Annotated in this window: 10 protein-coding genes; 4 read left to right on the top strand and 6 right to left on the bottom strand. The window is 60.4% G+C overall.

Features of this window, described 5'->3' with window-relative positions:
* The 4 genes from EN906_RS08235 to lptF all read right to left on the bottom strand — a co-directional run.
* A partial coding sequence (locus tag EN906_RS08235) for a peptidylprolyl isomerase (protein ID WP_206529074.1) occupies window positions 1–790 on the bottom strand: 790 nt, incomplete at its 3' end.
* Window positions 791–889: 99 nt separating this feature from the next.
* Window positions 890–3,328, bottom strand: coding sequence for an LPS-assembly protein LptD (locus EN906_RS08230; protein ID WP_164777128.1), 2,439 nt, complete (start codon window positions 3,326–3,328; stop codon window positions 890–892).
* Window positions 3,328–4,413 (bottom strand): LPS export ABC transporter permease LptG, encoded by a 1,086-nt coding sequence (gene lptG, locus EN906_RS08225; RefSeq protein WP_031213741.1) that lies wholly within the window; start codon window positions 4,411–4,413, stop codon window positions 3,328–3,330. Before lptG ends, EN906_RS08230 begins: the two co-directional genes overlap by 1 nt.
* Entirely contained in the window at window positions 4,410–5,612 is a 1,203-nt protein-coding gene (gene lptF / locus EN906_RS08220; protein ID WP_127267686.1) for an LPS export ABC transporter permease LptF, read from the bottom strand. The genes lptG and lptF overlap by 4 nt, the downstream gene beginning before the upstream one ends.
* A gap of 352 nt (window positions 5,613–5,964) precedes the next feature.
* Here lptF and EN906_RS08215 point away from each other — a divergent pair, with 352 nt between their 5' ends.
* Together EN906_RS08215 and EN906_RS08210 are read left to right on the top strand one after the other, a co-directional pair.
* A complete protein-coding gene (locus EN906_RS08215; protein ID WP_127267688.1) occupies window positions 5,965–7,476 on the top strand; it encodes a leucyl aminopeptidase in 1,512 nt (503 codons plus the stop codon).
* Between the two features lie 28 nt (window positions 7,477–7,504).
* Complete coding sequence (locus EN906_RS08210; protein ID WP_023813773.1) at window positions 7,505–7,954, top strand: DNA polymerase III subunit chi; 450 nt, start codon at window positions 7,505–7,507, stop codon at window positions 7,952–7,954.
* 57 nt (window positions 7,955–8,011) lie between these two features.
* On the opposite strand, the gene EN906_RS08205 is transcribed toward EN906_RS08210, so the two are convergent.
* The gene (locus EN906_RS08205) at window positions 8,012–8,530 is read right to left on the bottom strand and encodes a DUF995 domain-containing protein (protein WP_127267685.1); all 519 of its coding nucleotides are present in this window, start codon (window positions 8,528–8,530) and stop codon (window positions 8,012–8,014) included.
* Between the two features lie 133 nt (window positions 8,531–8,663).
* Window positions 8,664–9,587 (bottom strand): glycoside hydrolase family 26 protein, encoded by a 924-nt coding sequence (locus EN906_RS08200; RefSeq protein WP_127267684.1) that lies wholly within the window; start codon window positions 9,585–9,587, stop codon window positions 8,664–8,666.
* Between the two features lie 611 nt (window positions 9,588–10,198).
* Between EN906_RS08200 and EN906_RS08195 the strand changes: the two genes are divergently transcribed.
* Together EN906_RS08195 and EN906_RS08190 are read left to right on the top strand one after the other, a co-directional pair.
* Window positions 10,199–12,079, top strand: a complete 1,881-nt coding sequence (locus EN906_RS08195; RefSeq protein ID WP_127267683.1) for a cellulose synthase catalytic subunit — start codon at window positions 10,199–10,201, stop codon at window positions 12,077–12,079.
* A 254-nt stretch (window positions 12,080–12,333) separates the two neighbouring features.
* On the top strand, window positions 12,334–12,741 hold the full coding sequence (locus tag EN906_RS08190; protein WP_127267682.1) for a hypothetical protein: 408 nt from the start codon (window positions 12,334–12,336) through the stop codon (window positions 12,739–12,741).
* Window positions 12,742–13,009: the final 268 nt, after the last annotated feature.

Genomic DNA, 13,009 nt, shown 5'->3' with positions numbered 1-13,009 from the left:
AGCAGATGCCGATGAATTCGACGCCGCGTTCGGTTTCGCGCGTGGCAGTGGCACCGCCGACTTTGGTCGCCTTGATCTGCTCGGCCCAGTCCGGCGGCAGCTGCGGCGCCAGCACCCGGCCCAGATCCCGAACGGTGACGTCGATCAGGCCCTTGGCGAATTCGCGCGTCGTGTTGCAGCCGTTGAAGCGGGTGCGCATGGCGTCGGCCTCGCGCTTGCGTTTGCCCAGCGTCGCGCTGCGTTCAGCCGCCGGAACCACGAAGATGACCTGCTGCAGCATGTATTCGGTGGCGCTCGGTTTGGCGCCGCCTTTTTCGAGCATCTTCCTCACGAGATCCTGCTCGCTGACGGCACCGGTGCCGTCGCCGGAACGGTAGCGCGCGCTCAAAGCCTGGTTCCAGGCCATCTGGGCGCGGATGAATTCCTTGAAGTGGCTCTTGGTGACGCCTGACTTCTCCATGACGCCGTCAAGCTGGCTGAGCTGCATCTTGTTGCTCGAGGCAAAGCGCTGATACGCCGCCTCGACCTGTGCGTCGCTGATGCGGATGCCAAGCCGCTTGGCCTCGGCCATACGCAGCGTCTGGTCGATCATTTCCTGGCCGGCATCGCCCTTCTTGCGCTGCAGCTTCAGGAAGGCGGCGCGATGGGCTATGTCGCCGGTGGTGACCGGAATGTTGTTGACGACGTATTTGATCTCGCTGGCGAAAGCCGGCGGCGTCATTGCAGTGATCGACACGGACGTCGCCGCCACGAGCAACGCGAAACCTGCTGAAAAGAGGTATTTCCTCATCGTTGGTATCCCAATTCTATCCCGGTCCCGCCCAATTTCATCTTTCCAGGTGCGCGAAATCCGTGCCAGCCCTATGCGGCGAAACGATGTCGCCGATTGTTACTGGATCGTGTCGATGGCACTGGTCGACGAGCCGAATTCGCCGAGGGTGCGGAACGACAGATTGAAGCCGATGGTCTGCGACACCTCCCTGGTGTTCAGATCGCGCGACTGCGAGTAGGTCATCAGATAAGTGAAGCAGGAATCGTTGTAGGCGAAGCCGACACCGTCCTTGACCAGCAGGCTTTGCTGCAGGTCGTAGGTTCCTGTGCCGAAGACGCGCCAGTTTTCGGCCAGATGCGTGGATGCACCAAGTGTGACTTCGTGACGGTCTTCCGTGAAACCGTACAGCGGCTGGGCCTGGATGAAGGCGTATTTGGCGCTCAGCGACACAGGCAGGCCGGAATAGGCGGCCTTCACCTCGGCACGGCGGACCTCGAAACTCTGTTCGTCGAAACGGCCGCTGACCGAGGCCGCGAAGCCGTTGGGGCTGTTGATGCCGAACAGGCCGACATAGTCGGATTTGGTCGTGTCGAGGCCGGAATTGGCGCCGACATTGACCAGATCCGGCGCGGCAAAGGAGTTCTCGCCGCCGATCTGATAGGATTGGCCGAAAATGGCATTGGTACCCCAGCCATTGTTGTACGAGCCGGAATAGCGGAGGCCGACATTGGCGCGCGAACCGCCTTCGACGCGGTCGTAACCGGAGAACTTGTCGCGCTCGAACAAGGTGGTCGCGTCGAAGACCATGCTTTGGGCGTCTTCGTTGGGCACTGAGAGGCCGCCGACATATTGCTCGTTCGGACGCATGAAGACCTGCGCCATTGGCTCGATGACATGGCTGGACCCGCTGGCCATGGAAAACAGCACCGGCCAACGCATCTCGAGGCCCGCGGTTGCCATGTAACGGGCAAATGACGAGCGCATATCGTCCTGCTCGCCCAAATGCGTTGCCATTCGGTCGATGGCGTCTAGCGAAGCCGACGATGCGTTGAGGTAGTCCACGTCGCCCTGCAGCGCGAGCAACGGCGTTAGCACCAGTCCGCCATCTGTGACGAAACTCCGCTTCCACTCGGCCTCGGCGGTGAGGCGGCCCGATTCGCCTTCGATGCCGCGGACGCGCTGCGTCGGAGTGAGGGCATTGTAGGGCTGGACGAAGGTCTCGTCGACATCGTCGCGGCGGATGACACGCGCGTTGACATTGAGGGACAGCTGGCCGCCGGCCACCGAGGCATCAGGAATATAGGCGTAATCGAGCGACGGCAGCACCCAGGGCTGTTGTCCGCTTCGCGCAGAGATATTGTCGTCAGGCGTATCTTCCTGCACATCGAAATGCATGGCGCGCACGTCGAAATAGTTGCGGCCGTTGAGACCCGTCAAGTAGACCGACGACTGGTGGACGCTGCTATTGTACTTGTCGATGCCGTAGGTGTTCGAGAAGTTCTTGTCGGTCTGCAGCAGCACGTCCCAGCCGAAGTTCCAGCGTGAGTTGATGGCGAACTGCCCCTGGGTACCCATCATGCCGCGGAATTTGTTGGGATCGCCGGCGCTGCCCGAATTGACGTTGTGGCCAGAGCTGGATGGGAAGGCAGTAGTGTCGAGGAAGGCGTCGGGATTCTGCTGGTGTATCCCGGCGATCTTCAAGCTGTACTCGCCATTGTCGAAGCGCTGACGCCACTCGGCCTCACCGAGGAAGCCCTGCTTGGTATAGCCGGTGCCGGTGACGGTCAGGTCGTAGGTCGGCGCCAATGCGAGATAATAGGGGACTTTCACGCCGACGCCGAGATCGCTCTTGTAGATGATGCTCGGGATCAGGAAGCCGCTCTTGCGCTTCACCGTCGGGTCGGCAATTTCGAATGCAGGCAGATAGGCAAGCGGAAAACCGAAGAACTCGAAATTCGCATTCTCGAAGCGAACCGTCTTCCTCTCGCCGTTCCAGATGATCTTCTTGGCCTTGACGCGCCAGGTCGGCGCTTTGTCCGGCTTATCCTCGCACGGCTCGCAGGCGGTGTAGACGCCATTGTGGAAGGTGGTCAGCACGCCGCCCATGCGTTCTGCGCTTTCGGCGGCGAAATAGGCCTTGTCGATGGTTTCGACCCGCAACGCATTGACGAAGCCGTCGGCGAAGTCATCGGTGATGTCGATATGTTGCGAATTGATCTTGGTGCCGTCGCTGTTGATAACTTCGACGTTGCCGCTCGCGACCATCCGCTTGGTGTTGCGGTTGTATTCGACGCGCTGGGCGACAAGGCGATTGCCACCATAGTCGATCTGCACACCGCCGACGGCGGTCACGGTCTGGTTGTCGTTGTTGTAGACCAGCGTATCGGCCGCCAGCAGCATTTGCGAGCCGGCCGGAACCGATGTCGCCATGTCGCCGACGTCCTGCGCAAGCGCCGGTGCCGGAACGGCGTAGGCAAGCACGCACGCCAAGGCGGTCGCCGCATAGAGGCGCGCCAAACCGGCCTGCCTGTTGCTGGGCAAAAACGCCTCCCTCACTAGCCGTCTTCCTTGTATAGCAGGAAAGTCACCCCGAAGAACATAGCCACCATGACCGGTACCCAGGCGGCTACGACAGTCGGCACGAATCCCGCCACGCCGAATGCCTTCACCAGCACCGAAACGACATAAAGCAGAAAGCCAGCGATGATGCCACCCAGAATCATCGTCGCCGACTGTCCCATCCTAGCAAATCGCATTGAAACCGTTGCCGCGATCAGCGTCATGGCGACGAGAAGGAACGGCAACGCCACGAGCGAATCAAACTGCATGGCAAAAGCATTTGCCTTGAGGCCGAAGGAGCGGGCAACCTCGACCTTTCCGGGCAGGTCATAGAAGGGGATGGTTTCGGGGCGCGCCAGCCGCTCTTGCACGAATTCGGGCTTTAGATTGGTCGGTACGCGATCGGTTGCCGATGCCTGGATCGTGCCGTTCTGGAATGTCTTGACGTCCTGCAATTCCCAATAGCCGTCGCGCAGGAAGGCACGGGCGGCGTCCTTGCGCTCGACGATGTTGCCTTGCGGGTCGAGAATGAAAAATACGACATCGGCCATTTCCAGGCCCTGGTTCAGGATGGCCCGCGCACCGATGATGGTGTCGCCCGAACTGGTTTTCTGCCGGATCCAGGGCGCGGCATCGGCCGAGACCGTATTCGATTTGCCGGAACGCAGCTGGGTTTCGATCTGCTCCGACCAGGAGAATGCGTGCGCGGCGAGCGGATTGATGACACCAACCGACAGGACGCCGAACAGCAAGGCTCCGATGCAGCAGGGCAAGAGGAACTGCCAGGCGGAAACACCGGCGGAACGCGCGATGACCAACTCGTAGCGCCGGTTCAGCGACACCAGCGTCGCCATCGCCGAGAAGAGACCGACGAACGGCACCGTCTGCAGCATGATCATCGGCATACGGAGGCCTGAAATGGCTACCGCCGTGCCGTAGGTGAAGCCGGGCAGGCCGGTGGTGCGGCCGGACAGCTCGGTGAAGTCGATCAGGAACACCAATGCCAGGAGGCCGATGAAGAACCAGATGGTGATCGTCACATAGCGGAAGAAGAAGTAGCGGCCCAGTGTCCAGCCCATCAGCCGACCCCTTGCCCTGATGCGCCGCGCCTGGACAAACGCAATTTGAAAGCATTCCAGCTGTCAGCGATGCGCGTGGCGAAGTTTGTCATCCAGTCCGCCCAGGTCACCGGCAGTTCCAGTGTTCGGTTGGAGACGATGAACCAGATCGCCACCGCGGAAGCCACGATCGGCACGCCATAGACCATATACGCATATTGCGGGACCTCATCCGCCTTGCTGGCGGCAAAAAAGCCCAGCCAACGCACGAACAGCGATATCGTGATCGCCGTGATCAGCGGATTGACGCGCGCCTCGCGGTGCGAGCGCGCATCCCCGGCGACCGCAAGCGCGATCAGCGCGAAAACCATGGAATAGGTCCATTCCGAGAACCGTTGGTTGACCTCGGCCCGGTATTCGTAGGGGTTCTGCTGATAGTACTTGTCGTTGGCGCCCGGGTTGAGCAGGTACTGCGTCGTCTGGTCCTTGGGCAGGAGCGTCACCGCCGAAGCCGCCGCCATGAAGGCCGACATGTCGAAGGCATAGGAGGTAAAGCGGATGACGGAGAGATCGCCGGTCAGCGTTTTGCGATGGATGACGCCGTCATTCATCATCAGCACCTTTTCACCGCCGCGTTCGACGATGCTGCCGGTCTTGGCGTAGTAGACGAGGTTGACGCCTTCCTCGCGCGAATCGGCGACGAAAATGCCACCCAGCCGATTGTCGGGAAGGCGCTCACCGATCTGCAGGAACAGCCCGTCGTCAATCTTGCGGAAGGTGCCTTCCTGGATGATCAGCGACAACAGATCCGCGCGCGACGAGGCCACCAGTGCCCGGTTCTTCTGCCGTGCGTAAGGGTCGATGCCGTTGTCGACGGCAAAGGAAAAAACGGCGGCGGCGAGCGCCAGCAACATGATCGGCCGTACGATCGTCCAGCGCGAGGCCCCCGCGGCGTTGACGACGGCGAGTTCGGAATCCGAATTCATCACACTGAGTGTCTGTGCGACTGCCACCACCAGCGCAAAAGGCACCACGATCGGGATGATGGACGGAAGGATGAGGGCGGCGACTTCGAAGAAGGTCAACGCCGACTGGCCGCTGTCTGTCACCAGATCGATCTTTGCCAGCACCTGTGTCGTCCACACGATCGCCAGCGTCCACACAAGAGCGGCCATGAAGACCACGAAAGCGCGGCGCATGATGTAGCGTTCAACGACCTTCATGAAGGCTTTTCTCGATTTTTTCGAACGGCATCATGCCACCGAACAAGGTAGCTGTCCGGCAGCGCCTGCACAACTGGCTCCATCAGATGGTCGATCCGGGTTCTGTCCCACATTACGCCCCCCGGCTGGGCGGAGTGTCGGCGGGAATAGATAAGAAAGGGCGAACATCGATGGTTAACAACAGGTTGCGGCAAAAAGCGGGGCCGTGCCGCGACGAATCGTCATCGATTCCATAGGTCATATGGGATGCCAATTCGGCAAAGTCTTGCCAAATGCCGGAAAACGACCAAATGTCGCGCATCGTTTCGAACCGCTTCCCCAAAAGTCGCGCATTCCCTGAAAGCAGGACATGATGAATCAAAGACCGTCGATCGCCTTCGCCAAATTTTCCGGGTCCCAGAGCGCGGTAAACAAGAAGGGCACTGTCTTCGTGTTCGCGGCGGATGAGGGCGGCCTGAGCGACGTCGCCAAGGCCGGCGATCCCGGCAAGACATTGGAGCGGGCCTTTCCCGTGGCTGAGTTCATGGGCAAGTTCGCCAGTACGGTGGAAGTTCTGGCGCCGCAGGGAGCGTCGCTCGACAGACTGGTGGCGATAGGCACCGGCAAGGTGTCGGGACTGGACGAATATGCGTGGCTGAAGCTTGGCGGCACCGTTGCCGCGTCGCTGCGCAAGGCGACCGAAGTGGCGGTGGTCCTCAATGTGGCCGGCGCTTCGCCGAGTGCGAAGGACGCGGCAAACCTTGCCGCGGGCATTCTCCTGCGCAGCTATTCCTTCGATAAGTACAAGACCAGGAAGGACAAGGACGACAGCAAGGCAGAGCCGAAGAAGTCGGTCAAGGTGACCATCCACACCGCCGATCCGGCCGCTGCGAAGAAGGCCTTCGCCGATGCCGAGGCGGTGATAGACGGCGTCCTGCTGGCGCGCGACCTCGTCAACGAACCGGCAAACGTGCTTGGGCCGGTCGAGTTCGCTGCCCGCGCCAAGGAACTCGAGGCGCTAGGCGTCAAGGTCGAGATATTGGCTGAGAAGGAAATGAAGAAGCTCGGCATGGGCTCGCTGCTCGGTGTCGCGCAAGGCTCGCCGCGCGGCGCCCGCATGGCGATCATGCAGTGGAACGGCGGCAAGCCGAAGGACAGCCCGATCGCCTTCGTCGGCAAGGGCGTCACTTTCGACACCGGCGGCAATTCCATAAAGCCGGCCTCGGGCATGGAGGATATGAAGGGCGACATGGGCGGTGCCGCCGCCGTCACCGGCCTGATGCATGCGCTGGCGGCCCGCAAGGCGAAAGCCAATGTCGTCGGTATCATCGGACTGGTCGAAAATGCCGTCGACGGTCATGCCCAGCGTCCCGGTGATATCGTCACTTCGATGTCGGGCCAGACCATCGAGGTGCTCAATACCGATGCCGAGGGCCGCCTCGTGCTGGCCGATGCGTTGTGGTACTGCAACGACCGCTTCCAGCCGAAATTCATGGTCAATCTGGCGACGCTGACCGGCGCCATTATGGTGGCGCTCGGCCAACATTATGCCGGCCTGTTTTCCAACAATGACGAGCTGGCCGAAAAGTTGTCGGCGGCGGGGCAGGCGACGCAGGAACGGCTGTGGCGCATGCCGCTCGGTGCCGAATACGACAAGCTCATCGATTCCAAGAACGCCGACATGAAGAACATCGGCGGCCGTTTTGGCGGCGCCACCATTGCGGCGCAGTTTCTGCAGCGCTTCGTCAAGGATACGCCATGGGCTCATCTCGACATTGCCGGCACGGCGATGGGGGCGCCGTCGAACGAGATCAACCAGTCCTGGGGTTCCGGTTTCGGCGTCAGGCTGCTCGACCGGCTGGTGCGCGATAATTATGAGCAGTGAACGGGTTCAATCACTATAGGCTGAAGCGATGGCCGACGTCCTGTTCTACCACCTGACCGAATCGACGCTGGAGGATGCGCTGCCAGGCCTCCTGGAACGCAGCGTCGACCGTGGCTGGCGCGCCGTGGTGCAGACAGGCACGGAGGAACGCCGCGATGCGCTCGACCAGCATCTGTGGACCTTCCGCGACGATTCGTTCCTGGCGCACGCAACCGATCGTGAGGCTCATCCCGGTGAACAGCCGATTCTGTTGACCACCGGCGACGGCAATCCCAACGACGCCAAGATTAGGTTCCTGGTCGACGGTGCGGTGCCGCCTGACCTTGGCGGCTACGAGCGCGCGGTGTTCCTGTTCGATGGCCACGATGCCGCCCAACTCGAGGCGGCGCGAGGGCACTGGAAGGTGATGAAGAGCGCTGGCCACGCCGTCACCTACTGGCAACAGACGCCAGATCGCCGCTGGGAGCGCAAGGCTTAAGGCAGGTCGCCTGAACGTCAGGCGACATGCTTGACCTGTGGCGTGTCACGACAATATCTACTGCTTGGCCTTGATCCGGTTCATTTTCGTTGTGACGTAGTCGCCGTATTTCAATTTCATCGACTCGTCCGACCGGTTTCGACGCGAGCTCTTGAAAACGTACCATTCGCCATCAGGCGATTTACGCTTGTAGATAACCTTGCCCACTTGGCGATGCTCGAAGCAGGTCATCGAGCCCTTCACCCCCCAGGAGCCATGCCATTGCGCGCGGTAGCAGAGCTTGCCGCCGCCGGGAATGAACCACATGCCGTCGCCATAGCCCGACTTGCCCTTGTCGTGAGTCCAGGCATCGAACTGCCTCTGCTTGACGGCAAAGAACCCGGCGCCCTTCTTGCCCCACAGCCACGAATGGTTCTGATAAATCTGGTAGACGCCTTCGTCAGGAACGACTGTGGCTTTTTGCGCCTGCTCGGCGATCCTTGTCGCCGTCTTGGCCGTCGCAGGAACCTGAAAGGCAAGAACAAGAACGGAGCAGGCGAATGCCGCTCCGAGATAATTTCCCACTACCCGTTTCACGAAACTTCTCCACAGACTGATTTACGCCACGCCTCAACCCTCATCCCGAACCGCTGGTTCGAGATGGATCATGATCAAACAAGGAGATTGGAAATCGATCCCGATCGCGTCGAGATCGATCAGCACGATGCGTCTACGGCAGGACGTGCTGGGTCACCCTCCAGTCGGGCAGACCATAGCCACCCAGCCACGGCCACACTTCCTTCTGGTTGAAGTAGACGACCGAAGTCAGCGCCGGGAACTCCGCGTAGGATTTGCGGGAATCTTCCTGCCATTTCGAGACATAGTCCTGCTTTCCGACATAGCCGAGTTCCGCAACGACGATCGGCTTGTTGAACACTGCAACGCGGTCATAGCCGGGCTTCAGCAGCTCAGCGAAGGTACGGTCATGACCGGCCTCGTCATTGTCCTTTTTCTGCAGACCGAACACCGACAGGCCGATGACGTCGACATAGTCGTCGCCGGGGTAGTATTTTTCCAGACCCTCTTCGCCCTTGGGCGACCACATATACTTGGCGGCGGGGGCAGCCTTGCGGCAGATATCCACCTCGCGCTTGTAAGCGGAGATCCAGTCCTTGGGAGCCCAGTTGGCCCAAGTGAAGCGGCCGTTCTTGTCTTCCATTTCCTGAGCCCAGCGAATGGTCACCGGGCTCTTCATCTGTCCCACCAGGCCGCAGATTGCCTGCATGTTGGCGTCATATTTGCCGCTCAAAATGCCGTCGCGCAATTCGGGCGGGGTGATGCGCCAGTCCTTCGACCAGGTCCACGGCTCAACCGTAATCAGCAGCGAACGTCCGCGTTGCAGCGCATAGGCGTCGGCAAGCGGCAGCGTCGACAGGTCGACGTCTTCCCAAGGCAGGAACAGCTCTTCGATGCTGGCACTCTTGTCGGCGCTGAAGTCGCCGTAGGGATCATAGGATCCGAACGCCGAGGCGGCGCTGCTCGTTTGGAAGGGGTCCGTCGCGGCTACCGAGCCAGCGCCTCCTGCCGTGGGGAACGCGGCGCTTCCGCCCAATGCCAGCGCGATTGCGAGTGCTTTTACTGTGGAGTATTTCATGTCGATCTCCCATGGCCCCAACCACTTTCGGAAGTTAAGGCTTCGCCCGTGCGCATCGATGCCTGATCGACACGACTACCCAAAAACCGATCGGCTCTATTTGGCAGAATCTGCGGGATTTCGGAGCGACCCCATTGGCGGATGTGCGAACCTGGCACAGAGCCACCCAAAATTACCTCTCAAGCCCCTATACAGGGGGGCGTTCGAGAGAAAGTTCGCCGCGATACTCACAAATTCGCGTCAAAATCCCGATATATCATCCCTGGCTAATTTAAGAGCCGGTCAGGGCCAAGAGTCAAGCACAATTAACGGTTGCTTAACCTTGACGACCGCAACATGGTTAACGGCTTTGGCCGGATCCCCTCCGACTGCCTCGACCCGTCGGTGAATTTCCAGCACCGAAGAGTTTGCCGGCTCGCCGCCAGACTGACTGCTCGGTAGCGGCTATTCCTCCCCCGATACGCATTAGGTTAACCAAATCTCAAGAATCATATTCAACAAACAATTAATTTAGTTGACGCTAAGAAAGCATTAGCTAATTCTATCCTGGGATTTTGGGAGCTTCCAGCCACCTTGTCGGCGGAAGCCCAAAGTGGCGGGCGAGTAAGTGTATGAGTGCTTCCGTGCATGATGGCGTCGTCGGCCATAAGAGCCGACGGGCGCATCGATCTGAGGCGGCTCTGGCAGTCACTGCGCAGAAGGGACCCTTTCTGGTGCCCGTGCTGTCGGCCTTTCAGCAATGGATCCTGAGACTGGCGCTGGCTTTCTGGTTCTGCACACTTGGGTTTTTCTGGATCTGGTGGCTGAAGCCGGAGCATGTCGAACATCTCGGGCCATACACGTTCGCAACACTCATCCTGGTATGGCTCACGCTCATGCCGTTGTACTTTCTATTGAACGTGCATGCGTCGAAAAAACCGTCCAAGCTTCACACGATCCCGAAGCGTTCGCGGGTCGCGATGGTGGTCACCAAGGCCCCCTCCGAACCGTTTGCCGTCGTTGCGCGCACGCTCGAAGCGATGCTGGCACAGGATTACCCGCACGATACCTGGCTGGCCGACGAGGATCCCTCCGAAGAGACAGTTCGCTGGTGCGACGCTCACGGCGTGATGATTTCGACGCGGCGCGGCAGGCAAGACTATCACCGCACGACATGGCCACGCCGGACGCGCTGCAAGGAAGGCAATTTGGCGTTCTTCTACGACCACTATGGCTACGAGCGTTACGATTTCGTCGCCCAGATGGATGCGGACCATGTACCGACGCCAACCTATCTGAGGGAGATCCTGTTTCCCTTCGCCGATCCCTCGGTTGGCTATGTCTCGGCGCCGAGCATCTGCGACAACAACGCCGCCGAGAGTTGGGCGGCGCGCGGCAGGCTGTTTCCGGAAGGGATGTTTCACGGACCGCTGCAGTCCGGCCATACGGGCGGTGGAGCTCCGCTCTGCATCGGCTCGCATTATGCCGTGCGGACCAAGGCGCTGAAGCAGGCGGGCGGTCTCGGTCCTGAACTGGCGGAAGATCACTCCACCTCCATGTTGATCAACGCGGCCGGATGGCACGGCGTGCATGCGCTCGACGCCATCGCCCATGGCGATGGCCCGCAGACCTTCGCCGACCTCATCACCCAGGAATTCCAGTGGTCGCGCAGTCTGATGACGATCCTGCTCGAATATTCGCCGAGCTATCTCCCAAAGCTGTCGCCGCGGCTGAGATTCCAATTCCTCTTTTGCCAGCTCTGGTATCCGCTGTTCGCCGTCTTTGCGTTGCTGATGTACGTCATGCCGGTCTATGCGCTGTCTACCGGGCGCAACTTCGCCAATGTCATGTATCTCGACTTTTTGTTCTACTATCTGCCGAACGCGGTCGCGCTGGTTGGCCTGGTGATGCTGCTGAAGGCGTTCGGCCTCTCGCGCCCGATGACGGCCAAGACGATCAGCTGGGAAGGCACGCTGTTCCTCTTCTTCGCGCGTTGGCCTTGGGTGCTGGCCGGCACGTTGTCGTCGATCCGCGACTATCTGACCAAATCATTCGTCGATTTCCGCGTCACGCCCAAGGGCAGCGGCCCCAAGCACCTTCTGCCGGCTCGCGCCCTCACTCCCTATGTGGCGCTGGCCATCGGCGCGGCACTGCCTGTCCTGCTCGTTGAGCACCCCTTCGATGCCACCGGCTTCTACTGGTTCGCCGCCTTCAACGCCTTCCTCTACGGGCTGCTGGTTGTTGTGATTGTCGTAAGGCACGTCATCGAAAACAGGATTCCGTTGCGCGCCAATGCGGCGAAAGTCGCCTTTCAGGGGTCGCTTGCCGTGCTGGCGCTGATCGTGCCCGCCGCGGGCTTCTACGATCGCGGCATGGAAGGCGTCTACGGACTGCAGCAGGGCGCCGGTGGCCTGCGCATCGTGCGCATCGCCTATGTGGTTTCCGGCGCCGGCCAGGGCAACATCGGTGGCCGCAATTTCTACTTCGATCCAGGTTGGGAAACGCGGCGCTGAATGCTGGAGGCGTCCGCGTAGCGGGCCGGCACTCTGGACGGCTGCAGGCACGAGCCCAAAGATCAAACTTTAATTATATCCGATCGATTGCCGAAAGGCCGCGTTCATCGTGTCGTTTGCATGATCTTTAATAAGTTTCCCCTAATATACAATCCATGATGTGAGCGGCGATAGGCTGCTCGCGTGGCGCGGAAGCCAAAAAAGCAAATAGATCTCCGCGCTGCAACGAATTATATTCGTGGTAGGGGACAATGATGAACAAAGGTATGGAAAGAAGGGCAAGGATCGGCGCGAAATATGCTTGTGCATTTGCCGCCGTTGCATTGATCTCGATACTCTCAGGTTGCCAGAGCAAGGACGCGACCAAGACCAGCTCGATCGGCACAAAGTCCGTGGTGCATACGCTCGGCAAGAAGGTGCACGACGTCAAGAAGAAGCGGCTGCATCTGTTCAACCGCAAGCCGCTCACACAGACGACCATGGTGACGCGTACGAGGGAGGAGGCCTATGCGGCCTTCGTGCGGCCGCAGCGGGTCGGAAGGCCGGCGCCGGTGAAGGTCTCCTACCGTCTGGGCAATGGCGGCCCGTTCCTTGGCCGTTCGCCTTGGATTTGTGGCCCGAGCGGTTTCGGCCAGCGCGCCAGCTGCCGTTCGCGCTACTAGACCATCAGACCTAAAAGTGGCGGCGCGATTTGAATGAAGGATCCGCCGCTCTTGTATTCGCCAGGGGGCGCGAGTCGAGGGCGAGAGGTTGGCGCAGACGTTGCGCCTTGCCTCTTGCCCTCAGGCCGCCATTCCTGGGATCAATGAACCCTGCCAGTCCGCCGTCGGCCTGAAACCAAAATCCCTCCCAGCAAGCTATCGATGAAGCCACTGCCCCGGTCAACGCTGGGGACGGAGAGCCTCGATGGCGTCCCGATCACCTCATGAT

The sequence above is a fragment of the Mesorhizobium sp. M7A.F.Ca.CA.004.06.1.1 genome, assembly GCF_003999135.1.
In the GTDB taxonomy this organism is placed as follows: domain Bacteria; phylum Pseudomonadota; class Alphaproteobacteria; order Rhizobiales; family Rhizobiaceae; genus Mesorhizobium.
This window is presented reverse-complemented; position numbering and strand designations above follow the sequence as displayed.